Annotated in this window: 28 protein-coding genes; 21 read left to right on the plus strand and 7 right to left on the minus strand. The window is 66.6% G+C overall.

All coding sequences use genetic code 11. From position 1 onward, the window contains the following. Positions 1 to 53: 53 nt before the first annotated feature. Positions 54 to 1,595, minus strand: a complete 1,542-nt coding sequence (locus ACV22W_RS17660; protein WP_448020764.1) for a S41 family peptidase — start codon at positions 1,593 to 1,595, stop codon at positions 54 to 56. Between the two features lie 250 nt (positions 1,596 to 1,845). Continuing rightward, a complete protein-coding gene (gene gpmA, locus ACV22W_RS17665) occupies positions 1,846 to 2,592 on the minus strand; it encodes a 2,3-diphosphoglycerate-dependent phosphoglycerate mutase (RefSeq protein WP_059526237.1) in 747 nt (248 codons plus the stop codon). Positions 2,593 to 2,728: 136 nt separating this feature from the next. Between gpmA and ACV22W_RS17670 the strand changes: the two genes are divergently transcribed. The 5 genes from ACV22W_RS17670 (at position 2,729) to ACV22W_RS17690 (ending at position 5,653) form a co-directional block, all read left to right on the plus strand. Then, entirely contained in the window at positions 2,729 to 3,151 is a 423-nt protein-coding gene (locus tag ACV22W_RS17670; RefSeq protein WP_050014781.1) for a rhodanese-like domain-containing protein, read from the plus strand. Beyond that, positions 3,148 to 3,408: a glutaredoxin 3 gene (gene grxC, locus ACV22W_RS17675; RefSeq protein WP_012364773.1), complete on the plus strand. Its 261-nt coding sequence runs from the start codon at positions 3,148 to 3,150 to the stop codon at positions 3,406 to 3,408. Before ACV22W_RS17670 ends, grxC begins: the two co-directional genes overlap by 4 nt. A gap of 107 nt (positions 3,409 to 3,515) precedes the next feature. After that, a complete protein-coding gene (secB, locus tag ACV22W_RS17680) occupies positions 3,516 to 3,998 on the plus strand; it encodes a protein-export chaperone SecB (protein WP_014895954.1) in 483 nt (160 codons plus the stop codon). Positions 3,999 to 4,024: 26 nt separating this feature from the next. Then, positions 4,025 to 5,023: an NAD(P)H-dependent glycerol-3-phosphate dehydrogenase gene (locus ACV22W_RS17685; RefSeq protein WP_059526231.1), complete on the plus strand. Its 999-nt coding sequence runs from the start codon at positions 4,025 to 4,027 to the stop codon at positions 5,021 to 5,023. Between the two features lie 105 nt (positions 5,024 to 5,128). Further along, positions 5,129 to 5,653 (plus strand): O-acetyl-ADP-ribose deacetylase, encoded by a 525-nt coding sequence (locus tag ACV22W_RS17690; RefSeq protein WP_448020766.1) that lies wholly within the window; start codon positions 5,129 to 5,131, stop codon positions 5,651 to 5,653. Between the two features lie 32 nt (positions 5,654 to 5,685). On the opposite strand, the gene trmL is transcribed toward ACV22W_RS17690, so the two are convergent. Both trmL and ACV22W_RS17700 read right to left on the minus strand, forming a co-directional pair. Continuing rightward, positions 5,686 to 6,156, minus strand: coding sequence for a tRNA (uridine(34)/cytosine(34)/5-carboxymethylaminomethyluridine(34)-2'-O)-methyltransferase TrmL (gene trmL / locus ACV22W_RS17695; protein WP_059691434.1), 471 nt, complete (start codon positions 6,154 to 6,156; stop codon positions 5,686 to 5,688). Between the two features lie 107 nt (positions 6,157 to 6,263). Beyond that, the gene (locus ACV22W_RS17700) at positions 6,264 to 7,076 is read right to left on the minus strand and encodes a ComF family protein (protein WP_448020768.1); all 813 of its coding nucleotides are present in this window, start codon (positions 7,074 to 7,076) and stop codon (positions 6,264 to 6,266) included. 83 nt (positions 7,077 to 7,159) lie between these two features. Here ACV22W_RS17700 and ACV22W_RS17705 point away from each other — a divergent pair, with 83 nt between their 5' ends. The 8 genes from ACV22W_RS17705 (at position 7,160) to ACV22W_RS17740 (ending at position 14,204) form a co-directional block, all read left to right on the plus strand. Beyond that, complete coding sequence (locus ACV22W_RS17705; protein WP_448020770.1) at positions 7,160 to 8,125, plus strand: methyltransferase domain-containing protein; 966 nt, start codon at positions 7,160 to 7,162, stop codon at positions 8,123 to 8,125. 195 nt (positions 8,126 to 8,320) lie between these two features. Then, on the plus strand, positions 8,321 to 8,845 hold the full coding sequence (locus ACV22W_RS17710; RefSeq protein WP_059599867.1) for a DUF2244 domain-containing protein: 525 nt from the start codon (positions 8,321 to 8,323) through the stop codon (positions 8,843 to 8,845). A gap of 56 nt (positions 8,846 to 8,901) precedes the next feature. Beyond that, positions 8,902 to 10,485, plus strand: coding sequence for a cytochrome c oxidase subunit II (coxB, locus tag ACV22W_RS17715; RefSeq protein WP_448020772.1), 1,584 nt, complete (start codon positions 8,902 to 8,904; stop codon positions 10,483 to 10,485). 43 nt (positions 10,486 to 10,528) lie between these two features. Next, positions 10,529 to 12,136, plus strand: a complete 1,608-nt coding sequence (gene ctaD / locus ACV22W_RS17720) for a cytochrome c oxidase subunit I (protein WP_059451501.1) — start codon at positions 10,529 to 10,531, stop codon at positions 12,134 to 12,136. A 69-nt stretch (positions 12,137 to 12,205) separates the two neighbouring features. Further along, positions 12,206 to 12,346, plus strand: a complete 141-nt coding sequence (locus tag ACV22W_RS17725; protein ID WP_006760728.1) for a cytochrome oxidase small assembly protein — start codon at positions 12,206 to 12,208, stop codon at positions 12,344 to 12,346. A 35-nt stretch (positions 12,347 to 12,381) separates the two neighbouring features. Continuing rightward, the gene (locus ACV22W_RS17730; protein ID WP_059511915.1) at positions 12,382 to 12,990 is read left to right on the plus strand and encodes a cytochrome c oxidase assembly protein; all 609 of its coding nucleotides are present in this window, start codon (positions 12,382 to 12,384) and stop codon (positions 12,988 to 12,990) included. A gap of 16 nt (positions 12,991 to 13,006) precedes the next feature. Next, positions 13,007 to 13,207 carry a DUF2970 domain-containing protein gene (locus ACV22W_RS17735; protein WP_006760730.1) on the plus strand — a complete coding sequence of 67 codons (201 nt, stop codon included), beginning with the start codon at positions 13,007 to 13,009 and terminating at the stop codon, positions 13,205 to 13,207. A gap of 139 nt (positions 13,208 to 13,346) precedes the next feature. Then, positions 13,347 to 14,204 (plus strand): cytochrome c oxidase subunit 3, encoded by an 858-nt coding sequence (locus tag ACV22W_RS17740; RefSeq protein ID WP_059819826.1) that lies wholly within the window; start codon positions 13,347 to 13,349, stop codon positions 14,202 to 14,204. Positions 14,205 to 14,394: 190 nt separating this feature from the next. On the opposite strand, the gene ACV22W_RS17745 is transcribed toward ACV22W_RS17740, so the two are convergent. Next, entirely contained in the window at positions 14,395 to 14,604 is a 210-nt protein-coding gene (locus tag ACV22W_RS17745; protein ID WP_044848213.1) for a twin transmembrane helix small protein, read from the minus strand. 84 nt (positions 14,605 to 14,688) lie between these two features. On the opposite strand from ACV22W_RS17745, the gene ACV22W_RS17750 reads away from it, so the two are divergent. From ACV22W_RS17750 to ACV22W_RS17770, 5 genes are read left to right on the plus strand one after another with little or no spacing between them, the layout of a single operon-like run. Beyond that, positions 14,689 to 15,399 (plus strand): SURF1 family protein, encoded by a 711-nt coding sequence (locus ACV22W_RS17750; protein ID WP_448020774.1) that lies wholly within the window; start codon positions 14,689 to 14,691, stop codon positions 15,397 to 15,399. A 60-nt stretch (positions 15,400 to 15,459) separates the two neighbouring features. Beyond that, positions 15,460 to 16,086 (plus strand): SCO family protein, encoded by a 627-nt coding sequence (locus tag ACV22W_RS17755; RefSeq protein WP_448020775.1) that lies wholly within the window; start codon positions 15,460 to 15,462, stop codon positions 16,084 to 16,086. A gap of 25 nt (positions 16,087 to 16,111) precedes the next feature. Continuing rightward, positions 16,112 to 17,224, plus strand: a complete 1,113-nt coding sequence (locus tag ACV22W_RS17760; RefSeq protein ID WP_059703318.1) for a COX15/CtaA family protein — start codon at positions 16,112 to 16,114, stop codon at positions 17,222 to 17,224. 8 nt (positions 17,225 to 17,232) lie between these two features. Continuing rightward, positions 17,233 to 18,135 (plus strand): heme o synthase, encoded by a 903-nt coding sequence (gene cyoE, locus ACV22W_RS17765; RefSeq protein ID WP_006477738.1) that lies wholly within the window; start codon positions 17,233 to 17,235, stop codon positions 18,133 to 18,135. 18 nt (positions 18,136 to 18,153) lie between these two features. After that, entirely contained in the window at positions 18,154 to 18,771 is a 618-nt protein-coding gene (locus ACV22W_RS17770) for an SCO family protein (protein WP_059599875.1), read from the plus strand. Positions 18,772 to 18,922: 151 nt separating this feature from the next. Here the strand turns inward: ACV22W_RS17770 and ACV22W_RS17775 are convergent, their stop codons facing one another. Continuing rightward, positions 18,923 to 19,213, minus strand: coding sequence for a YciI family protein (locus ACV22W_RS17775; protein ID WP_044848209.1), 291 nt, complete (start codon positions 19,211 to 19,213; stop codon positions 18,923 to 18,925). A 200-nt stretch (positions 19,214 to 19,413) separates the two neighbouring features. Here ACV22W_RS17775 and ACV22W_RS17780 point away from each other — a divergent pair, with 200 nt between their 5' ends. Beyond that, entirely contained in the window at positions 19,414 to 20,982 is a 1,569-nt protein-coding gene (locus tag ACV22W_RS17780) for a methyl-accepting chemotaxis protein (RefSeq protein WP_448020777.1), read from the plus strand. 174 nt (positions 20,983 to 21,156) lie between these two features. Continuing rightward, complete coding sequence (locus ACV22W_RS17785; protein ID WP_059691441.1) at positions 21,157 to 21,972, plus strand: MetQ/NlpA family ABC transporter substrate-binding protein; 816 nt, start codon at positions 21,157 to 21,159, stop codon at positions 21,970 to 21,972. A gap of 110 nt (positions 21,973 to 22,082) precedes the next feature. Here ACV22W_RS17785 and ACV22W_RS17790 read toward each other — a convergent pair whose 3' ends face one another. Further along, on the minus strand, positions 22,083 to 22,391 hold the full coding sequence (locus ACV22W_RS17790; protein ID WP_448020779.1) for a VF_A0006 family four-cysteine protein: 309 nt from the start codon (positions 22,389 to 22,391) through the stop codon (positions 22,083 to 22,085). Positions 22,392 to 22,726: 335 nt separating this feature from the next. Between ACV22W_RS17790 and ACV22W_RS17795 the strand changes: the two genes are divergently transcribed. Continuing rightward, the gene (locus tag ACV22W_RS17795) at positions 22,727 to 23,692 is read left to right on the plus strand and encodes an ABC transporter substrate-binding protein (RefSeq protein WP_175909312.1); all 966 of its coding nucleotides are present in this window, start codon (positions 22,727 to 22,729) and stop codon (positions 23,690 to 23,692) included. Positions 23,693 to 23,749 lie beyond the last annotated feature (57 nt).

Below are 23,749 nucleotides of genomic sequence, written 5' to 3' on the forward strand. Positions count from 1 at the left end.
AAAACGGGCCATCGCGGTCTTCCCGCGATGGCCCGTCGGATGCCGGCCGGCGCTTACTGCGGTGCCGACGCGGGCTTCGGTGCGGCCGCCTTCGCGCCCGATGCCTTCGTGGCGGACGCGGCCTTGGCTGCCGGGCTCTTCGTCGTGCTTTCGGCGAGCAGCGACTTCGATTCCTGCACCGGCTTGCCCTCGAGCTTGTTGAGCGCCTGCTGCATCATGAAGTCGTCGGTGCTGCCGAACTCGATCGGCTTGCGATCGCGGTCCTTCTGGCGCTGCTCCGGCGTCTTCTTGTCGTTCTGCTCCTCGAGGACGCGCAGCTGGTCCATCCGGCGCTGCTCGCGTTCTTCCTGTTCCTTCTTCTCGTTCGGATCCTGCGTGTTCGCGAGGTGGTTCGTGTAGTCGACCTCGCGCGTCACGAGCACGTCGTCCGGATCGCCGTCCGCGTACTGATCGACCGGCACGTCGGGCGTGATGCCCTTGTTCTGGATCGAACGGCCGCTCGGCGTGTAGTAATAGGCCGTCGTCAGGCGCAGCGCGGTGTCGGCCGTCATCGGACGGACCGTCTGCACCGAGCCCTTGCCGAACGTCGTCTTGCCCATGATCTGCGCGCGCTTCGAATCCTGCAGCGCGCCGGCGACGATTTCCGACGCGGACGCCGAATACGCGTTCGTCAGCACGACCATCGGCACGGTCTTGAAGACCGGCGGCAGGCTCTTCAGCGGATCGCCGTCGAAGGACGGCAGGCGGTAGTTGTCGTAGGTGTCGCGGTAGACCTGCTTCGAATCCGGGATCTGGCCGTTGGTCGACACGACGACGGAGTCGGGCGGCAGGAACGCGCCGGCGACGCCGACCGCGCTTTGCAGCAGACCGCCGCCGTTGTTGCGCAGGTCGAGGATCAGGCCCTTCAGATTCGGTTGCTGGCGTGCGATGTCCTGCAGCTTGGCGGCGAGATCGGGCGTCGTGCGTTCCTGGAAGCTCGTGATCCGGATGTATGCGTAGCCCGGGTCGAGCAGCTTCATCTTCACGCTCTGGACCCTGATGATCGCGCGCGTGACCGTGATCGGGAACGTGCGGTCGTCGCTCTTGCGGAAGATCGTCAGCGTGACCTTGGTGCCCGGCTCGCCGCGCATCTGCTTGACGGCCTTGTCGAGCGTCATGCCGCGCACGGGCTTGTCGTTGATGCGGGTGATCAGGTCGCCCGGACGGATGCCGGCGCGGAACGCGGGGGTATCTTCGATCGGGGAGATCACCTTGACGAGACCGTCTTCCTGCGAGATCTCGATGCCGAGACCCGCGAAGCGACCCTTGGTCTGCTCCTGCAGTTCGTCATAGTCGGTCTTGTCGAGGAACGACGAATGCGGGTCGAGGCTCGACACCATGCCCTTGATCGCCGCCGTCAGCAGCTTCTTGTCGTCGACCGGTTCGACGTACTCGCGCTTGATCTGGCCGAACACTTCCGCGAACAGGCGGAGCTGGTCGAGGGGAAGCGGCGCCGTGGCGGTCTGCTCGGCCGACGCCGAAACCTGCAGCGTGGCGAATACGCCCGTGGCGAGGCCCGCGGCAATCAGGCCGATGTTCTTCAATTTCATTCGCATAGAGAGTCTGGTGCGGTCGGGAAGCGCGTGGCGGTAGCGGGGATGTAGCGGACAAGTATAACTGTTCGTCCGATTGCCCAGTGGAACGGTGCGAAATGGCCCCGGAGCCCTGGTTCCCGGCGGGGTGCCGCCGGACGCGCAGCGGATTCGAAAGCGGATTCGACCGCACCGGGGCCGCGAAGGTTCGCGCCGCACGCCGGGTTGGGCCGGGCAGGCCGCGCGCGTGGCGCCATGCCCGGCATCGCGGGTATCAGCCCGCCTTGCCCTGTTTCGCGACGGCGGCCTGTGCCTTCGCGATTGCGTCCTGGTCGCCCAGGTAGTAGTGCTGGATCGGCTTCAGGTTCTCGTCGAGTTCATACACGAGCGGCACGCCGTTCGGGATGTTCAGGCCGACGATGTCGCTGTCCGAGATGCCGTCGAGGTACTTGATCAGCGCGCGCAGCGAGTTGCCGTGCGCGGCGATCAGCACCTGCTTGCCCGCACGGACGGCCGGCGCGATCGATTCGTTCCACAGCGGCAGCACGCGCGCGACCGTGTCCTTCAGGCATTCGGTGAGCGGCAGTTGTTCGCGCGGCACCTTCGCGTAGCGCGGGTCGGCGAACGGCGCGCGTTCGTCGGTCGGCTCGAGCGCCGGCGGCGGCGTGTCGTAGCTGCGGCGCCACACGAGCACCTGGTCGTCGCCGAACTTGGCGGCCGTTTCCGCCTTGTTCAGGCCCGACAGCGCACCGTAGTGGCGCTCGTTCAGCCGCCACGAGTGGACGACCGGCAGATACATCAGGTCCATCTTGTCCTGCACGTGCCACAGCGTGCGGATCGCGCGCTTGAGCACCGACGTGTACGCGATGTCGAACGTGTAGCCGGCCTCCTTGAGCAATTCGCCGGCCTGGTAGGCCTCGTTGCGACCCTGTTCGGTCAGGTCGACGTCGACCCAGCCGGTGAAGCGGTTTTCCTTGTTCCACGTCGATTCGCCGTGGCGGATGAGAACGAGTTTGTACATGGATCTTGCGGTCGGTAGTGATAGGGAAGCGGGGCGCGTCGCGCGGTACCCGATCGGGGCCCGCCATCGCGCAAGACGGTTATTTTATAATGGCGAGATTGTCCTTTTCCGATTTCTCTTTTTCCGGCGGCATTCCGTGACGTTCTTTACCAATTACACGAACCTGGCCCTTATCGCGATCCTGCTGGTTTCCGGCGGCCTGCTCGCATGGCCGGCCCTGCGCCGCGGCCGTGGCGGCCTGTCGGCCGCGGAGGCGACGCAGCTCATCAATCGCCGTAACGCGGTCGTGATCGACCTGCGTACCGCGTCCGACTTCGCCGCCGGCCACCTGCCGTCGGCGCGCCAGGTCGCCGCCGGCGAGATCGGCGCGAAGATCGCGCAGGTCGCGAAAAACAAGAGCACCCCCGTGCTGCTCGTCTGCCAGAACGGCCAGCAGTCGCAGAAGGCGGCGCGCGAGGTCGAGGCGGCGGGCTATGCCGAGGTGCACGTGCTCGAGGGCGGCGTCGCCGCGTGGCAGCAGGCCGGGATGCCGGTCGTCAAACAAGGAGTGGCGAAGTGAGCAAGGTTTTGATGTACAGCACGCAGGTGTGCCCGTATTGCATTCAGGCCGAGCGCCTGCTGAAGCTGCGCGGCGTCGAGCAGATCGAAAAGGTGCTGATCGACCGCGATCCGGCCCGGCGTGAGGAAATGATGACGCGCACGGGTCGTCGCACGGTGCCGCAGATCTACATCGGCGACACGCACGTCGGCGGTTACGACGATCTGTCGAAGCTCGACCGCGAAGGCGGCCTCTTGCCGCTTCTGCAAGCGGCCTGATTAGGGCAGAATGGCCGCCGGTCGCGCCGCGGCCCGAGCGCGCAGGATTCAACCGAGGCGGCCGGCGTGAAGCCCGGCCGCCCCGTCACCACTTTTAGGGAAACACCATGTCCGACGTCGAAAACCAACCGTTCTTCAACATTCAGCGCGTCTACCTGAAGGATATGTCGCTCGAGCAGCCGAATTCGCCGGCGATCTTCCTCGAGCAGGACATGCCGTCGGTTGAAGTCGAAGTCGACGTCAAGGCCGAACGCCTCGCGGAAAGCGTGTTCGAGGTCGTCGTGTCGGGTACCGTCACCGCGAAGGTGAAGGACAAGGTCGCGTTCCTGATCGAAGCGAAGCAAGCCGGCATTTTCGACATTCGCAACATTCCCGACGAACAGCTCGACCCGCTCGTCGGCATCGCCTGCCCGACGATCCTGTTCCCGTACCTGCGCTCGAACATCGCCGACGCGATCACGCGTGCGGGTTTCCCGCCGATCCACCTGGCGGAAATCAACTTCCAGGCGCTGTACGAGCAGCGTCTCGCGCAGCTTCAGCAGCAGCAGGCCGGTGCGGCAGGCGCGCCGAACGGCACGACGCTGAACTGACGCTTCACTCCGGACCGGTGCTGGGTATGAAAGTAGCCGTTCTCGGCGCCGGTGCCTGGGGCACCGCGCTCGCGGGCCATCTGGCCGCGCGGCACGATACGCTTCTCTGGGCGCGCGACGCCGCGCTGATCGCCGGGCTGCAGGCCCGGCACGAAAATTCCCGCTATCTGGACGGCATCGCGCTGCCCGATGCGCTGCGCTACGACGCCGATCTCGGCGCCGCGCTCGCGCATGGCGCCGCGGACGACGCGCTGTGCGTGATCGCTGCGCCCGTGGCCGGGCTGCGCACGCTGTTCGGCGCGATGCGCGACGCAGGCTGCGTACCTGCGCACATCGTGTGGGTCTGCAAGGGTTTCGAGGCCGACACGCACCTGCTGCCGCACCAGGTGATCGCGGCCGAGTTGCCGGAGCAGCACAGCAACGGCGTGCTGTCGGGGCCGAGCTTCGCTCGCGAGGTCGGGCTCGCGCTGCCCGTCGCGCTGACGGTCGCCAGCACCTCCGCCGAGTGCCGCGAGCGCACGCTCGCCGCGTTCCATCACGGCGCGATGCGTATCTATACGGGTGACGACGTGGTCGGCGTCGAGGTCGGCGGCGCGGTGAAGAACGTGCTGGCGATCGCGACCGGCATCTCGGACGGCCTCGGGCTCGGTCTGAACGCGCGCGCGGCGCTGGTCACGCGCGGCCTCGCCGAAATGTCGCGGCTCGGCGTCGCGCTCGGCGGCCGTGCGGAAACCTTCACGGGCCTCACGGGCCTCGGCGATCTGATCCTCACCGCGACGGGCGACCTGTCGCGCAATCGCACGGTCGGCCTGCAACTGGCGGCCGGCCGCTCGCTGAACGACATCCTCGGCGCGCTCGGCCACGTGGCCGAAGGCGTGCGCTGCGCACAGGCGGTGCTCGCGCTCGCGCGCGCGCAAGCGATCGAAATGCCGATCACCGAAGCCGTATGCGGCGTGCTGTTCGACGGCGTCGCACCGCGCGATGCGGTCAGCGGCCTGCTGCGGCGCGACGCGCGCGCCGAATAACGCTGACGAATCACACCGATTTTTGCAGCCGGGCGCGCCCGCGCAAAGCGGGCGGCGCCAAAGCGCACTACGCTTGAACGGTCTCCGGCGTTTCGGGAGGGTGTCATGCTGCAGATCGGTTCCACCATGTTCGACGCGCAACGCGTCGACATCACGACGCTCGACGTCGACGTGATCGTCAACGCCGCGAACGGTTCGCTGCTCGGCGGTGGCGGGGTCGACGGCGCGATCCATCGCGCGGCCGGCCCGGGCCTCCTGGCCGAGTGCCGCACGCTCGGCGGCTGCGAGACCGGCGACGCGAAGCTCACGCGCGGCCACGCGTTGCCGGCGCGGTACGTGATTCATGCGGTCGGCCCGGTGTGGCACGGCGGCGGGCGCGGCGAGCCCGAACTGCTCGCGGCATGCTACCGGCGCGCGATCGAGCTGGCCGAGGAAGTGGCAGCGACCTCGATCGCATTCCCGGCGATCAGTTGCGGCGTGTACCGCTATCCGGCCGAGGAGGCCGTCGACATCGCCGTCGGCACGGTCGCCGAAATGCTGCCGCAGGCGCCGAACCTCGCACGCGTGATATTCGCGTGTTTTTCATCCGATATCTACGACCTGTATCGCGTGCGGCTCGCGCACAGCTAACGTTGCGCGATGCGGTTCGGGCCGGGCGCGCGTCAGGCGCCGCCTTCGAAACCGGCCTGGCGCCACGCCTCGAACACGACCACGGCCACTGTATTCGACAGGTTCAGGCTGCGGTTGCCCGGCCGCATCGGCAGGCGCACGCGCTGTTCGTTCGGGAAGCGTTCGAGCAATTCGGCAGGCAGGCCGCGCGTCTCGGAGCCGAACACGAACCAATCGCCGGGCACGAACGCATGGTCGTGGAAGCGGCCCGAGCCACGGGTCGTGAACGCGAACATCCGCGCGGGATCGGGCGCTTCGGTGGCGACGAACGCGTCCCAGTCGCGGTGCACGCGCATTTCCGCGTACTCGTGATAGTCGAGGCCCGCGCGGCGCATCTTCGCGTCGTCGAGCGGAAAACCGAGCGGCTCGATCAGATGCAGGCGGGCGCCAGTATTGGCGCACAGGCGGATCACGTTGCCGGTGTTCGGCGGAATTTCTGGGGCGACGAGGACGACGTTGAACATGGTTGGTTCTGGCTGGGCCGGCCGGGGCGGAGCAGCGTGCATTCCGTCCCGGCCGGCCGGTTCGTGACGGCCGTCGCCGCGTGCGGGCGGCCGGCCTCTCTAACTAATTAATCTCTGGCGGTGCGCAGCGCAACCAGATTCGTCACGCGCGCGGCACCCGCCGCCTTCAATGCATTCGCGGCTGCCGCGAGCGTCGCACCGGACGTCATCACGTCGTCGACGAGCGCCACGTGGCGGCCGGTGAGGTCGCCCGCCGCCGCGAATGCTGCCTGCACGTTGTCGCGCCGCGCACGCCGGTCGAGCCGCGACTGCGGCGCGGTTTCGGTCACGCGTGCAAGCAACGCCGCGTCGGCGCGCACGCCGAGCCGGCGCGCGAGCGGCCGCGCGATCGCCCACGCCTGGTTGTAGCCGCGCGCGACGAGCCGTCCGCGCGACAGCGGCACCGGTGCGATCACGTCGAAGCCGCCGGCGGTGCGCATCGCATCCGTGTCGTCGACCCGCTGCGCGAGCCGGGCCGCGAATTCCGCACCCAGCGCGAGCCGCGCATGAAACTTCAGACCGCGCGCGAGCCCGTCGAGCGGGGCGCGGTAATCGGCGAGCGCGAGCGTCGCATCGAACGGCGGCGGAGTCGCGCGGCATGCGTCGCATCGGTACGCGGACGCGGAACCGGCACCGCCGTGCCGGCCGCGCGCTTCGCGCGGCCGCGGCTGCCCGACGCCCAGCGGCACCGCGCAGACGTCGCAGCGCAGTCGCGCTTCGTTCCAATAAGCGACGTCGCAGGCGCTGCACATCACCGCATGTGACAAATTGCCGCACAGTGCGCACCGATTCGGCAACGCGAGTGCGACGACGCGCACGGCCAGCGCACGAACCTGCGACAAAACGACGCGCATCGGGCGCGGGGCGAAACGGCGATCCATCGCGAACACTCCTGGCGGCCCCGTCTCGCTGAAGGCAGCAAGGCGAGCGAGTATACTTCGGGCTCTTCGCCAGTGTGCCTGACATGTCCCCAGCTTCGACTTCAACCGGCCGTCCGGCCAATGACGCCCGGCGTTTGCGGCGGATCTTCGATCGCCGCGCCGCCGCGTTCGACGCGGTCGCGTTCCTGCCGCGCGAGATCGCGCAGCGGATGAACGAGCGCCTCGAATACATCAAGGTGAGCCCCGCGGCGGTGCTCGACGCGGGCTGCGGTCCGGGCGACGACCTGCCGGCGCTGCGCGCGCGCTTTCCCGAGGCTCCGGTGTTCGGTGTCGACCTGTCCGGCGCGATGCTCGCGCGGGCGGGCCAGCGCGAGGTCGAGCAGACGAGCTGGCGCCGCTGGCTGCCCGCGTCGCTCGGCCGGGCGTTGGGCCAGCGCGGCCCGCGCGTCGCGCAAGCCGACTTCTCGATGCTGCCGTTCGCGGCCGGCGCGTTCGATCTGATCTGGTCGAATCTCGCGCTGCACTGGCATTCGCGTCCCGATGCGGTGTTCCCTGAATGGCAGCGCGTGCTGCGCGTGAACGGCCTGCTGATGTTCAGCACGCTCGGCCCGGACACGCTGCGCGAACTGCGCGCGGCCTGCGCGGACGCCGAAGCGGCGCTCGGCATCGCGCCGCCCGCCGCGCGCGTCGTCGATTTCGTCGACATGCACGACCTCGGCGACATGCTCGTCGAGAGCGGCTTCGAGATTCCGGTGATGGACCAGGAAGTGCTGACCGTCACGTACAAGACCCCCGATTCCCTGCTGGCCGACGTGCGCCGCTGGGGTGCCTATCCGTTCGACCGCGCGGTGCCGCTGCATGCGGCGCGGCGCTTTCGCGCGGCGCTCGGCGACGCGCTGGAAGCGCGCCGGCGTGCGGACGGCACGATTCCGCTGACGTTCGAAGTGATCTACGGCCACGCGTGGAAGGCCGTGCCGCGCACGACCGCCGAGGGGCACGGGATCGTGCGCATCGAAGATATCGGAAAGGGGCGTCCGAAGAATCGGTAAAGCGGTAAAGAGGGGTTTTGTTATGTCCGAAATTAGCGGCGCAAAGCGGGGTCGAATTGACGCGAAAAACGGCCGGGAAGCTTGTGGCGCTTGGCTCGCGGGCCGATAGCCGCTTGCTTGTGGATGCCATTGAACCCGCCTATAATGCGTCAGCTTGTCGTCCCGGGGTCCCCGCAATACGGGCTGACGAGTCCGATGCAGGCATGCATCGCATGCCATTCGCGTGAGGCGGCGATGGAAGCAGCGAGGGTTTTGGCGGAGACGACGAACGGTGAGCCGGTCCTCGAAGACTGGCTCATGAAACGCAACTGTTCGGTGTCGCCGCGCCAGTTCGTGCTGTTTTACGCGTCGCTCGCGGGCTTCTCGCTGGTGATCGCGGCATTGCTGATGTGGCGGGGGGCCTGGCTCGTCATGCCCTTCACCGGAATCGAATTGCTGGCGGTAGGCGTCGCGTTTGCGGTCTATGCCCGTCATGCAGTCGATTACGAGCGCATCAGGCTATTTCCGCACCGGCTCGTGATCGAGCGGATGGATGCGGAGCGGTTCACGCAGATCGAATTCAACCCGCGCTGGGTGCGGGTCGAGCCGGGTGCGACGCCACGCGATCCGATTCGACTGGTATCGCGCGGGCAGACCGTCGTAATTGGGCAGCATCTCGCGCAGCACAAGCGTGCGCAGTTCGCCGACGAACTGCGCGTGTCGCTCAGGCGCTGCGGCTGACGAGGCGCGGGCATCGGCCGGAACGGGCCGACGGCTTGCGACGGGGGAGGGTTTGAATGGAAATTTTGGGTAAGGATGCTATGAAAACAATCAAGCGAGCCCTCACGGGCGTGCTGGCATGCAGCGGATTGCTCTTTGCCGGCGCTGCTCTGGCGGTCGGTGATAGCCCGGGCGGCCCCCGCGTCAACGAGATCAACTTTCAGCCGCCGGTCACGAAGATCGCCGAGGAGCTCTACGATCTCCACACGATGATGCTGATCCTGTGTACGGTGATCTTCGTCGGCGTGTTCGGCGTGATGTTCTATTCGATCTTCGCGCACCGCAAATCCAAAGGCCACAAGGCCGCCAATTTCCATGAAAGCACGACCGTCGAAATCATCTGGACGATCGTACCGTTCATCATCGTCGTGCTGATGGCGCTGCCGGCCACGAAGGCCGTCGTCGCGATGAAGGACACGACCAACGCCGATCTCACGATCAAGGTCACCGGTTACCAGTGGAAGTGGGGCTACGACTACGTGAAGGGCCCGGGCGAGGGCATCAGCTTCCTGTCGACGCTCAGCACCCCGCGTGACGAAGTGATGGGCAAGAAGCCGATCACCGAGACGTACCTGCAGGAAGTCGACAATCCGCTCGTCGTGCCGGTCAACAAGAAGATCCGCATCATCACGACCGCGAACGACGTCGTTCACTCGTGGTACGTGCCCGCGTTCGGCGTGAAGCAGGATGCGATCCCCGGCTTCGTGCGCGACACGTGGTTCAAGGCCGACAAGGTCGGCACGTTCCGTGGATTCTGTACCGAACTGTGCGGCAAGGAACACGCGTTCATGCCGGTGGTGGTCGTGGTGCTGTCGGATGACGACTACGCGAAGTGGGTGACCGCGCAGAAGGCCAAGCTGGCCAGCGCTTCGGTCGATCCGAACAAGGTTTACACGATGGCCGAACTCGTCGCGCACGGCGAGGAAGTCTACAAGGCGAACTGCGCGGCCTGCCACCAGGTGAACGGCAAGGGCCTCGGCGCCTTCCCGGCGATGGACGGCAGCCAGATCGTGAACGGCCCGATCGCCGGTCACGTCGAGCGCGTGCTGCACGGCAAGGGTGCAATGCCGTCGTGGGCATCGCTGTCGGATCTCGACATCGCATCGGTCATCACGTACGAGCGCAATTCGTGGGGCAACCACAAGAACGACCTGCTGCAACCGAAGCAAGTGGCTGACGCGCGCAACGGCAAGATGCCGGAAGACGCGGCAGGCGCGGCGGCCCCGGCCGAAGCGGCCTCGGCACCGGCGCAAGCCGCGTCGGGCGCGGAACCGGCGGCAGCATCGGCTGCGCTGTCGACGATCTACTTCGAGACGGGCAAGAGCGTGCTGCCGGCCGACGCGAAAGCGGCGATCGCCGCAGCGGCCGACTATGCGAAGGCACATCCGGACGCGAAGCTCGCACTGTCGGGTTTCACCGACAAGACGGGCTCGGCCGACGCGAACGCCGAGCTCGCCAAGCATCGTGCACAGGCCGTGCGCGACGCGCTGAAGGCAGCAGGCGTGGCGGAAGACCACATTATTCTCAAAAAGCCGGAAACGATCACGGGCGGGGCTGACGCCAAGGAAGCCCGGCGGGTCGAGATCGGGCCGGCGGCTTGACGTGTCGCTGAGTTAGTCGACGTATTCGCATTAGGAGATTCTCATGTCTAGCATCGGGCACGACGTAGCCGCGGACCACGCGCACGACGACCACGCGCACGAAGCCCCGCACGGCTGGCGTCGCTGGCTGTTCGCCACCAACCACAAGGACATCGGTACGCTGTACCTGCTGTTCTCGTTCATCATGTTCCTGTCGGGCGGCGTGATGGCACTCGGCATCCGTGCCGAGCTGTTCGAGCCGGGCCTGCAGATCATGCGTCCGGAGTTCTTCAACGAACTCACGACGATGCACGGCCTGATCATGGTGTTCGGCGCGATCATGCCGGCGTTCGTCGGCTTCGCGAACTGGATGATTCCGCTGCAGATCGGCGCGTCCGACATGGCGTTCGCGCGGATGAACAACTTCAGCTTCTGGCTGCTGCCGGTCGCGGCCGTGCTGCTGGTCGGTTCGTTCTTCGCGCCGGGCGGCGCGACGGCCGCCGGCTGGACGCTGTACGCACCGCTGTCGACGCAAATGGGCCCGGGCATGGACTTCGCGATCTTCGCGGTCCACATCATGGGCGCTTCGTCGATCATGGGCGGGATCAACATCGTCGTGACGATCCTGAACATGCGCGCACCGGGCATGACGCTGATGAAGATGCCGATGTTCGCATGGACCTGGCTGATCACCGCGTACCTGCTGATCGCCGTGATGCCGGTTCTGGCGGGCGCGATCACGATGGTGCTGTTCGACCGCCACTTCGGCACGTCGTTCTTCAACGCGGCAGGCGGCGGCGACCCGGTGATGTACCAGCACATCTTCTGGTTCTTCGGCCACCCCGAGGTGTACATCATGATTCTGCCGGCGTTCGGGATCGTGTCGCAGGTGATCCCTGCGTTCGCACGCAAGACGCTGTTCGGCTATAGCTCGATGGTGTACGCGACGGCTTCGATCGCGATCCTGTCGTTCATGGTCTGGGCGCACCACATGTTCGCAACGGGCATGCCGGTCACCGGTCAGCTGTTCTTCATGTACGCGACGATGCTGATCGCGGTGCCGACGGGCGTGAAGGTGTTCAACTGGCTCGCGACGATGTGGCGCGGCTCGATGACGTTCGAAACCCCGATGCTGTTCGCGATCGGCTTCCTGTTCGTGTTCACGTTCGGCGGTCTGACGGGCCTGATGCTGGCGATGGCTCCGCTCGACATCCAGTACCACGGCACTTACTTCGTGGTGGCGCACTTCCACTACGTGCTGGTAGCCGGGTCGCTGTTCGCGCTGTTCGCGGGCTGGTACTACTGGGCGCCGAAGTGGACGGGCTGGATGTACAACGAGACGCGCGGCAAGATCCACTTCTGGGCGTCGATGATCTTCTTCAACCTGACGTTCTTCCCGATGCACTTCGTCGGTCTCGCGGGCATGCCGCGCCGCTATGCGGACTACCCGGCGCAGTTCACGGACTTCAACCAGGTGGCGACGATCGGTGCATTCGGCTTCGGCCTTGCGCAGGTGTACTTCCTGTTCGCAGTCGCGCTGCCGGCCTACCGTGGCGGCGGCGAGCTGGAAAAGGCGTCGGACAAGCCGTGGGATGGCGCGACGGGCCTCGAGTGGACGGTGCCGAGCCCGGCTCCCTTCCACACGTTCGAGCAACCGCCGCACGTCGAATAAGTTTCACCCAGCGTACCGCCGCTGCCTGCCGCGCAGGCAGGCGCGGCGGGCGCGGAACCGAAGTTTCAGATGAACCGGAATCCACAAGAAAGACGAACGCCCGAGCAGATTCGCGCGGGCAACAAGCGGCTCGGCCTCATCCTGCTCGTCATCGCCGCCGTTTTTTTTGTGGGTGTCGTGATCAAGCAGTGGTGGCTGTCCACTCACTGATGCAGCAACTGACGCAGTAGCGAGGAAGTAGTCGTATGTCGAAGCCGGAAGAGGGCGCCGTCGATCGCGCGTTCAATCGTTCGATGCTGATGAAGCTCTTCGTCGTGGCCGGGCTGATGTTCGGCTTCGGCTTCGCGCTGATTCCGATGTATCGCGCGATTTGCCAGATCACCGGCATCAACAACCTGGTGCAGCGCGATGTCAGCGAACGCGAGGCGAAAAACTCGCAGGTCGACTACAGCCGCACGGTGTCGGTCGAGTTCGATGCGAATGCGCGCGGCCCGCTCGGGTTCAAGCCGGAGCACAACAGCCTCGACGTGCATCCGGGCGAACTGACGACGATCGTGTACGACGTGACCAACGGGCAGGGCCGGCCGATGGTGGCGCAGGCGATTCCGAGCTACGCGCCGAAGCAGGCAACGGAATTCTTCAAGAAGATCGAGTGTTTTTGCTTCACGCAACAGACGCTGGCCGCGAACGAGTCGCGCAAGATGCCGGTGGTGTTCGTGATCGATCCGAAGCTGCCGAAGGACGTGAAGACGATCACGCTGTCGTACACGTTCTTCGAGCTGAACACGCCGGCCGCGCCGGCGCCGGCACCGCGCAAGACGGCGGCGCAGGGCGCGGCGAAGCCGGACGCATGACGATGGAGACGGGGCGGTGACAGAGACCAAGCGGAGCGGGTCGTTCGGCCAGGCGTTGCGAGCGGTGTTGTGGTCGTTCTTCGGGGTGCGCAAGCGGCGCGACCTGGAGGCCGATGCGACGCAGCTCAATCCGCTGCACGTGCTGATCGTCGCGTTGATCGCGGCCGGTGTGTTCATCGGCGTGCTGATCCTGATCGTGCGCGCGGTCGTGGGTTGAGGCCCGCGGCCACGAAAGAATGCAGTGCGTGGCGCCCGGGCGCCGCGTGCGGGAAAGAGCGGCGGCGGCACGCGCCGTGCAAGAAATAAAGCCGGAGCGGTTTCCGGTACACAAATTGGACTGAAGTGGAGAATCAAGCATGAGCGGTCAAAACCAGACCCCGTACTATTTCGTGCCGCATCCGTCGCAGCATCCGATCAGCGCGGCCATCGGCCTGCTGGTCATGCTCGCGTCGGTGGCGCTGTGGATCAACGGTCACGACTGGGCTCCGTACACGGCGCTGCTTGGCCTGCTGTGGTTGCTCTTCACGCTGTATCACTGGTTCGGCGACGCGATCGCCGAGTCGGAAGGCGGTCATTACGGCAAGAACGTCGACAAGTCGTACCGCTGGAGCATGAGCTGGTTCATCTTCTCCGAAGTCATGTTCTTCGGCGCATTCTTCGGCGCGCTGTTCTATGCGCGTGAAATCGCGCTGCACCAGCTCGGCAGCCTCGACTACAAGCTGATCTGGCCGGACTTCTCCGCCGTGTGGCCGAACGAAGGCCCCGCTGCTCTCGCCGGTCACTTCAAGACGATGGGCCCGTGGCCGATCCCGACGCTGAACACCGCATTCCTGCTGGCGTCGGGTGCGACGCTGACGGTGTCGCACCATGCGCTGCGCGACGATCACCGCAACAAGGCGATCGCCTGGCTGGCCGCGACGCTCGTGCTCGGTGTCTGCTTCCTGTTCATGCAGGGCTTCGAGTACTACCACGCGTACAACGAACTGAACCTGACGCTGAACTCGGGCGTGTACGGCTCGACGTTCTTCCTGCTGACGGGCTTCCACGGCTTCCACGTGTTCCTTGGCGGCACGATGCTCGCGGTGGTGCTGGTGCGGATGATCCGCGGCCACTTCAAGCCGGATCACCACTTCGCATTCGAAGGCGCCGCGTGGTACTGGCACTTCGTCGACGTCGTCTGGCTCGGCCTGTACGTCGTCGTCTACTGGCTGTAAATGCAGGAACGGCCCGCGCAGCGATGCGCGGGCCGTTTTCATTGGCGGGGACGGGGCAGCGGCTGGTTGCCTGCGCTCAACGCCAACCCGGCGCCGCCGCGACTCCGTCAGGCGGCGCTTTTGCTTGGTGGTGCCGGTGTGCGGCGAAATGTCACAGCGGTCGCGGCGACCGCCGGTACGAACGAATGCATCAACGCCCGATCGGCAGGCCGGTCGAATGGATCCAGCCCATCCAGTTCGCGAACAGGATGAACAGGAACAGCGAGATCGACAGCCCGACGCGGGTGGCAAGCGACCACACCATGCGTTTCGTATGGCCGCGGTCTTGCATCATGAAGTAGAGCGCCGAGCCCATGCTGGCGACGATGAGGACGAAGGCGATGGGAACGAGGATGTGCATGACACGAACCGGACGACGGCAATTCGAAAGGAAGAGGATAATTATCGCACTTCGCTTTCGCGAATGCGCCTCGCGGGTGGCCCGATGAAGATCCGCTTGCTGCCTGCGCTGCTGATTCTCGTCGTCGTCGCGGTCACGATTCGCCTCGGGTTCTGGCAGCGCGACCGCGCGCACCAGAAGGAAGCGCTGCAGGCGAGCATCGTGCGCTACGAGCACGCGGCGCCCGTCGACGTCGGTGCGCAGCCGATTCCGCTCGTGTCGATCGAATTCCACCGCGTGCGGGCCCGGGGCCGCTTCCTTCAGGAGCAGGCGGTGTTTCTCGACAATCGGCCGTATAACGACCAGCCGGGTTTTTACGTCGTGATGCCGTTTAAACTCTCGGGCGGCGGCGTCGTGCTGGTGAACCGCGGCTGGCTGCCGCGCAACATCGCCGATCGCACCGCGATCGAGCCGTTTTCGACGCCGGACGGTGACATCGAGATCGAAGGCATCGCGCGCGCCGATGCGTCACGCGCGTTCGAGCTTGGCGAGGGTGGCTCGGCCGCGCACCAGAAGATCCGGCAGAACCTGGACGTCGCCGCGTATGCGAAGGAAACGGGGCTGCCGCTGCAGCCGTTCGTGATCCAGCAGACGAGCGACGACGGCGACAAGCTCGTGCGCGACTGGCCGGCGGCGACGACCGGCGTCGAGCGCAATTACGGTTACATGTTTCAGTGGTGGGCCATGGCGGCGGCCGCGCTCGGTTTCGGCCTGTACGCCGCGCGGCGTGCGGCGAAGAAGTCGGCCGGCGCGTGAGCGCCATGCCAGGACGCGGCGCAAGCGCCGCGGGTTCGTTTCGAGAGGTCTGATTTGTCCATGCAATCTTCCCGTCAGGGTCCGGCCGCAGCGCCGATCTCGCCCGCGGCCCGCAAGCGCGGCCGCTGGATGCTCGTGCTGCTGGGTCTCGTGTGCGCAGCGCCGATCATCGCGTCGTACTTCACCTATTACGTGATCAAGCCGAAGGGCGGTTCGACCAACTACGGCACGCTGATCGAGCCGCAGCGGCCGATCCCGGCCGACCTGCAGGTCACCGACGAAACCGGCAAGACGGTGCCGCTGTCGTCGCTGCGCGGCGTGTGGCTGTTCGTGATGACCGATCGCAGCGCGTGCGACGACGCCTGCGCGCAGAAGCTCTACTTCATGCGTCAGATCCGCGTCACGCAGGCGGGCGAGCGGCACCGGATCACGATGGTATGGCTGCGCAGCGATGCGGGCGCGGTACCGCCGAAGGTGCTGGAGGCTTACCCGGACACGCGTCGGCTGGTCGCCGATCCGGCCGCGGTCGCCGCGTGGCTGCCGGCAGAAGCCGGCACCAGGGACAGCGACCACATCTACATGGTCGATCCGAACGGCAATCTGATGATGCGTTTCCCGAAGAACCCGAACCCCAGCAAGATCAAGACGGACGTCACGAAGCTGCTGAAGTGGTCGAGCATCGGCTAAGGCGAGACGGCGAGGCAACCATTCGATGTCGTATCTACTGCAACTCGGCCTGATCGGCCTCTGCATCGCGCTGCTGCCGCTGTCGTACGTGTGGGTGAAGGCCGACGACGACAAGTTCCGCAAGCTGGTGTGGATCACCACGTTCCTGACCCTCGATCTGGTGATGTTCGGCGGCTTCACGCGGCTGACCGATTCGGGCCTCGGCTGCCCGGACTGGCCCGGCTGCTACGGCACATCGTCGCCGTTCATCGCGCACGCCGCGATCACGGCCGCGCACCAGGCGATGCCGACCGGCCCCGTCAGCATGACGAAGGCGTGGATCGAGATGATCCACCGCTATTTCGCGATGGCGATCGGCGTGCTGATCATCGCGCAGGTCGTGATTGCGTGGTCCGCGCGGCTGCGCCGCCGCCCGCTGCACGTGTCGCCGTGGTGGCCGACGAGCCTCCTGCTGCTGATCGTCGTGCAGGGCGTGTTCGGCGCGTGGACGGTCACGATGAAGCTGCAGCCGGTGATCGTCACGACCCACCTGCTGCTCGGCCTCACGCTGCTCGGCACGCTCGGCTGGCTCGCGGCGCGGCAGACGCCGCTGCCGTCGCATGACCCGGAGGCCGGCCGCTACCGCGCGGCCGCGCTCGCGGCGCTGGTGCTGCTGGTCGTGCAGATCGCGCTCGGCGGCTGGGTGAGCACCAACTACGCGGTGCTCGCGTGTACCGACTTCCCCACCTGCAATGGCCAGTGGATTCCGCCGATGAACTTCGAGCAGGGCTTCCATCTGTGGCGCGCGCTCGGCATGACGAAGGATGGCGATGCAATCACGCAGGACGCGCTGGTCGCGATCCACTGGACCCACCGCACGTTCGCGTTCGTCGTCGTCGCATACCTGGTCGCGTTCGCGCTGAAGATGCGCCGCTTCGAATCGTTGCGGCGGCCCGCGAACGGCGTGCTGCTGGTGGTCCTGCTGCAGTTCCTGACGGGCCTGACCAACATCGTGCTGCAGTGGCCGCTGCCGGTCGCCGTCGCGCACAACGGCGGCGCCGCGATCCTCCTGCTGCTCGTCGTCATGTTAAACTTTCGCATCCTTTCAAGCCGCCCCGGCCGTGTCGTGCAGCCCGCGCGCGACGCCGCCCCGGCGTGACCGTCCCCATGCAAAGCACCCTTTCCCAATCGCCCGGTAGCCGGTTCTCGCAGTACATGGCGCTGACGAAGCCGCGTGTCACGCAGCTCGCGGTGTTTTGTGCGGTGATCGGCATGTTTCTCGCGACGCCGGGCATGGTGCCGTGGCATGTGCTGATCGGCGGCACGGTCGGCATCTGGCTGCTGGCCGGCGCGGCGTTCGCGATCAACTGCCTCGTCGAACAGAAGATCGATGCGATGATGCGGCGCACCGCATGGCGTCCGTCCGCGCGCGGCGAGATCACGACTCCGCAGATCCTGCTGTTCTCGGCCGTGCTCGGCAGCGTCGGCGCATGGACACTCTATACGTTCACCAACCCGCTGACGATGTGGCTGACGATCGCGACGTTCGTCGGCTACGCGGTGATCTACACGCTGCTGCTCAAGCCGATGACGCCGCAGAACATCGTGATCGGCGGCGCATCGGGCGCGATGCCGCCGGCGCTCGGATGGGCCGCGGTCACCGGCGCGGTGCCCGGCGATGCATGGATCCTCGTGCTGATCATCTTCGTGTGGACGCCGCCGCATTTCTGGGTGCTCGCGCTGTATCGCCGCAAGGATTACGAAAACGCGGGCCTGCCGATGCTGCCCGTCACGCACGGCGAGAAATTCACGCGGCTGCACATCCTGCTGTACACGGTGATCCTGTTCGCGGTCACGCTGATGCCGTTCATCTCCGGGATGAGCGGGGCCGTCTACCTGACGAGCGCGGTGCTGCTCGGCGCGGTGTTCCTCGCGTATGCATGGAAGATCCACCGCGACTATTCGGACGAACTCGCCCGCAAGGCTTTCCGTTACTCGATCGTCTACCTGTCGCTGCTGTTCGCCGCGCTGCTCGTCGATCACTATGCACGCCCGCTGCTCGGCGTGTAACCGCACGGTTTGAACGCAATGCTCCATTCATGGTTCGGGCGCCGCGCGCGCCAAGGCTGGATGCTCGCGTGCGCATTCGCGGCAGCCACGCTGCTCGCCGGCTGCGACAACGCGCCGAAATTCCAGAATCTCGACATCACCGGCAACACGCAGTTCGGCAGCGATTTCTCGCTGCCCGACACGACGGGCAAGGTGCGCACGCTCGCCGACTTCAAGGGCCGTGCGGTCGTGATGTTCTTCGGCTATACGCACTGTCCGGATGTCTGCCCGACGACGATGGCCGAACTGTCCGAGGCACTGAAGCAGCTTGGGCCCGATGCCGCGAAACGCGTGCAGGTGCTGTTCGTCACCGTCGATCCGGAGCGCGACACGCCCGCGCTGCTCGGCCAGTACGTGCCCGCGTTCGATCCGTCGTTCATCGGCCTGCGGCCGGCCGACGAAGCGGCGCTCAAGAAGGTCACGAAGGATTTCCGCGTGTACTACGCGAAGGTGCCGGGCAAGACGCCCGGCAGCTACACGATGGATCACACCGCGGCGAGCTACGTGTTCGACCGCGACGGCAAGCTGCGCCTGTTCGTGCGCGACGGCCAGGGCCCCGGCCCGTGGGTCCACGACCTGAAGCTGCTGGTCGACTGAGCGGCGCGCACCGCATGTTCGCCCGGGCGTTCGCCCGGCGAAACGCGTGACGGCCGCGACGCGCCGTCACGCATTCTTCCCGTTTCCCCTCGATCTGCATTCGCCGCCTCGCGAGGCGGCGTGTGTGCGCGTATTCGCGCGCCGGCGCGCGTTACGGCAGTGCCGGCACGTTGAAGCCCTGCGCGGCACGCGTGATCCGGAATTCCGTCACGCGGTACGTCGCGAGCCCTTCGGTCACGAACGGATCGGTTTCCAGAATCGCGTCCAGTTCGTCGCGGTCGATGCGGGCCGCGAGGATCACGCCGCCTTCGCGCGGCACCTTCGGCCCCGCCGCGATGAAGATGCCGCGCTCGAACAGCGGCTGCAGATACGCACGGTGGCGTTCGAGCGCATCGTCGATGCGCTCGAGCGACGCGTTGTAGTGGATGTCGATGACGTACATGGATGGCCCTGGAATGTCGCCGGCGCGTCGTGTGCCGGTCAGCCGGTCTTTTTAGCACAGCGGCCGTCCCGTGTCGTGCCGGCCGTCGCGCGTGTATTCAAGTTGTAAGTCTCGCTGCCGTAAATACGGGGGGCAACCGTTTGCGCGCGACCGGCCGTTCGCGCGTATGCGGGAATCGACTTCGACAACGAGGCACGCAGATGAGCAGGATGAGTTTGAATCGCAAGCTGTGGCTCGCGCTTGCGCTGGTATGGATCGGCTTGCTCGGCGTCGGCGCATGGAGCGCATACGAGACGCGCGCGACGATGCTCGCCGAACGCAAGGCCGGCATCGCCAATCTGGTCGACTCGGCGACCGGCATCGTCAACGCATATCACGCGCTCGCGCAGAGCGGCACGCTGCCCGAGGCCGACGCGAAGCGCGACGCGCTCGCGAGCCTGGCCGCGATGCGTTACGGCGAGTCCGGCTATGTGTTCGTGATGGATTCGAAACCCGTCGTGCTGATGCACCCGACGCTGCCGAAGCTGGTCGGCACGCAGGTCGGCGACTATCTCGACCCGGACGGCAAGCCGCTCTTCGTCACGATCCTGAACGCGGCGAAGGCGACCGGCAGCGGCTTCGCCGAGTATCGCGGGCGGCTGCCGCACAGCGAGACCGCCGTGCCGAAGATCAGCTACGTCGCGCGCTTCGCGCCGTGGGACTGGAACATCTCGAGCGGCGTGTTCCTCAAGGACATCGATACCGTCTACTACCGGACGCTGTTCGGCCACCTCGCGGTCGTGTTCGTGATCGGCTTCGTGATCAGCGCGGCGATGCTCGTGATCATCCGTAACGTCCGCGGCAGCCTCGGCGGCGAGCCGGACGAAGCGGCCGCGCTGGCAACGCGCATCGCGCAGGGCGACCTTACGCGGCCGGTGCCGGTGCGTGCGGGCGACGACACGAGCATGATGGCGGCGATGCGCGACATGCAGGCGCGCCTGCAGGCGACGATCGGCGGAATCCGCCAGTCGGCCGAGTCGATTGCGTCGGCGAGTCGCGAGATCGCGTCCGGCAACGACGACCTGTCGCAGCGCACCGAGGAGCAGGCCGCATCGCTCGAGGAAACGGCCGCGAGCATGGAGCAGCTGACCGCGACGGTGAAGCAGAACGCCGACAACGCGCGGCAGGCGAGCGGGCTCGCGAACAACGCATCGGAGATCGCGCGGGCGGGCAACGACGTCGTCAGTCGCGTGATCGGCACGATGGGCGAGATCGACGACAGCTCGCGCAAGATCGCCGACATCATCGGCGTGATCGAGGGCATCGCGTTCCAGACCAACATCCTCGCGCTGAACGCGGCGGTCGAGGCCGCGCGGGCCGGCGAGCAGGGGCGCGGCTTCGCGGTGGTCGCCGGCGAGGTGCGATCGCTCGCGCAGCGCAGCGCGACGGCGGCGAAGGAAATCCGCGAACTGATCGTCGATTCGGTCGAGCGCGTGCGCAACGGCTCGACGCTGGTCGGCCAGGCCGGCACGACGATGGGCGAGATCCTGCAGGCGGTCGCGCGCGTGACCGACATCATGGGCGAGATCGCGGCGGCGTCAGAAGAGCAGGCGAGCGGCATCACGCAGGTCGGGCGCGCAGTCACGCAGATGGATCAGGTCACGCAGCAGAACGCGGCGCTCGTCGAGGAGGCCACCGCGGCCGCGGCGTCGCTGCAGGAGCAGGCCGGGCGGCTGCGCGACGCGATCGGCGCGTTCCGGGTCGTCGACGCCGGTGCCCGCGCGCACTGAACGCAACTAACGGCCGAGCCGCGCATCGACTGCCGGCACTGCCGCGGTGCATACCCATATGAGCGGGATGTATTTCACTTCCGGCCGATCCTGTGACACCATTTGCCCCTTCCTGCGAGTTCGGGGATACCCGGATCGCGCCCCATTTTCAGTTAGCAAGCAAGCGAGAAACAGATGAAGCGTCGCAGTCTCCTGAAGGTATTTTCCGTGCTGGCCACCGGTGCCGCGCTGACGCTGTCGGCGGGCGCGCACGCCGAGGACAAGGTCATCAAGGTCGGCACGGTCGCCGGCCCGGATGCGGAAGTGTGGCAGCTCGTGCAGAAGGTCGCGAAGGAGAAGGAAGGCCTGAACGTGAAGGTCATCGAGTTCAACGACTACGTGCAGCCGAACGCGGCGCTCGATGCGGGCGACCTCGACGCGAACAGCTTCCAGCACCAGCCCTACCTCGACAGCCAGGTGAAGCAGCGCGGCTACAAGATCGTCAGCGCGGGCCTGACCTACATCTCGCCGATCGGCGTGTACTCGAAGAAGTTCAAGGCGCTGAAGGACCTGCCGCAAGGCGCGAAGCTCGCGGTGCCGAACGATCCGTCGAACGAGAATCGCGCGCTGCTGCTGCTGCAGACGCAAGGCGTGATCAAGCTGAAGGCCGGCGCCGGCACGGGCGGCAACAACGCGACGGTGCTCGACATCGCCGAGAACCCGAAGAAGCTGAAGATCTCCGAGCTCGACGCCGCGCAACTGCCGCGCGTGCTGTCGGATGTCGACGCCGCGGTGATCAACACGAACTACGCGCTCGCCGCGAACCTGCAGCCGACCAAGGACGCGATCGCGCTCGAATCGCTGACGAGCCCGTATGCGAACCTGATCGCCGTGCGCGCGAAGGACAAGGATCAGCCGTGGGTGAAGAAGCTGGTGAAGGCGTACCAGTCGGCGGAAGTACGGGAATTCATCAAGAAGCAGTTCAAGGGCTCGATGGTCGCATCGTTCTGAACGCCGCACTCCGGTCGGACTGCTGAGACGAAAGGGCCTGCCTCGCGCAGGCCCTTTTTCATTGGCACGGCCGGCATGCAACCGCGCGGCGCCCGGCGTTCAGCGCCGGCTCACATTTCGCCGCGCCGCGAGCAGATCGCCATGATCTGCTGGATCGCGTAGTTGTCGCGCACGCCCGGCAACGACTGCACGACGCACTCGTGAAAGCGCCGCTCGCGCGGCAGCAGCATCGCGTTGTTGCGGTACAGCGCGTCGCACGAGCGCTGGATCAATTGCGCGGCCACGCCGTTGCGGCTCTCGCGCAGCGCGCCCAGCATGCAGTCGTCGTATTGCGCGCTGCCGTCGGTCAGCGCGAATGCCGCGCCTGGCAGCACCAGCGCGACGGCCGCGCACGCGATCGCGTGGCGTTCCCGTTTCATGCGCCCTCCGATGGTGTGGACTGAGTCGGCGGACAGCATAACGTAAAGCTGTGAACGCGGTTGACGCGTTGCGCCGGGACCGGCGCGGAGCGCCCCCGGCCGGGTTTCCCGAGCGTTTCGCGGCGGCGCGGCGGCCGCCTGTGCCGGCCGCTTGCCCGAAAGCTCGGAGTCAGGCGGTGGTCTGCGGAAATGGTATCCTCGTACGTTCGCCGCCGCGCGCCTTCCCGGGGCCCGCGCGGGGCTGCTGCCGCCGTATCGCGCGCGCATAGGCACCTGCATGACGGCGGCGGGAATCCATCATCCAGAACCGACACAAATACGGGGGAGACTCACCCATGAAGCGTTTCAAGACTTTCGCGATCCGTTCGATCACGGCCGGCGTCGCCGCATTCGCGCTGGCAGGCGCCGCGCACGCCCAGACGGTCAAGGTGCTGTCGATCGTCGACCACCCGGCACTCGATGCGATCCGCGACGGCGTGCGCGCCGAACTGAAGGCGGAAGGCTACGGCGACGACAAGCTCAAGTGGGAATACCAGAGCGCGCAGGGCAACACGGGCACGGCCGCGCAGATCGCGCGCAAGTTCGTCGGCGACCAGCCCGACGTGATCGTCGCGATCGCGACGCCGGCCGCGCAGGCGGTGGTTGCGTCGACGAAGAGCGTGCCGGTCGTCTATTCGGGCGTGACCGATCCGGTCGCGGCCCAGCTCGTGAAGGGTTGGGGCGCGTCGGGCACCAACGTGACGGGCGTCTCCGACAAGCTGCCGCTTGACCGCCAGGTCGCGCTGATCAAGCGCGTCGTGCCGAAGGCGAAGACGGTCGGCATGGTCTACAACCCGGGCGAGGCGAACTCGGTCGTGGTCGTGAAGGAGCTCAAGGAGATTCTCGCGAAGCAGGGGATGACGCTGAAGGAAGCGGCCGCGCCGCGCACCGTCGACATCGGGCCGGCCGCGAAGAGCCTGATCGGCAAGGTCGACGTGATCTACACGAATACCGACAACAACGTCGTGTCCGCGTACGAAGCGCTCGTGAAGGTCGCGAACGAAGCGAAGATCCCGCTCGTCGCCGGCGACACCGACAGCGTGAAGCGCGGCGGCATCGCGGCGCTCGGCATCAACTACGGCGACCTCGGCCGGCAGACCGGCAAGGTCGTCGCGCGCATCCTGAAGGGCGAGAAGCCGGGCGCGATCGCGTCGGAGACGAGCAGCAACCTCGAATTGTTCGCGAACACGGGCGCGGCCGCGAAGCAGGGCGTGACGCTGTCGCCGGATCTGCTCAAGGAAGCGAAGACGGTCATCAAGTAAGCCGCGGCCCGAGCGCCGCGCTTGCGGGCCCGATCCGGGCCTGAACGAAACCGCCGG

Source organism: Burkholderia sp. AW49-1, from assembly GCF_053427845.1.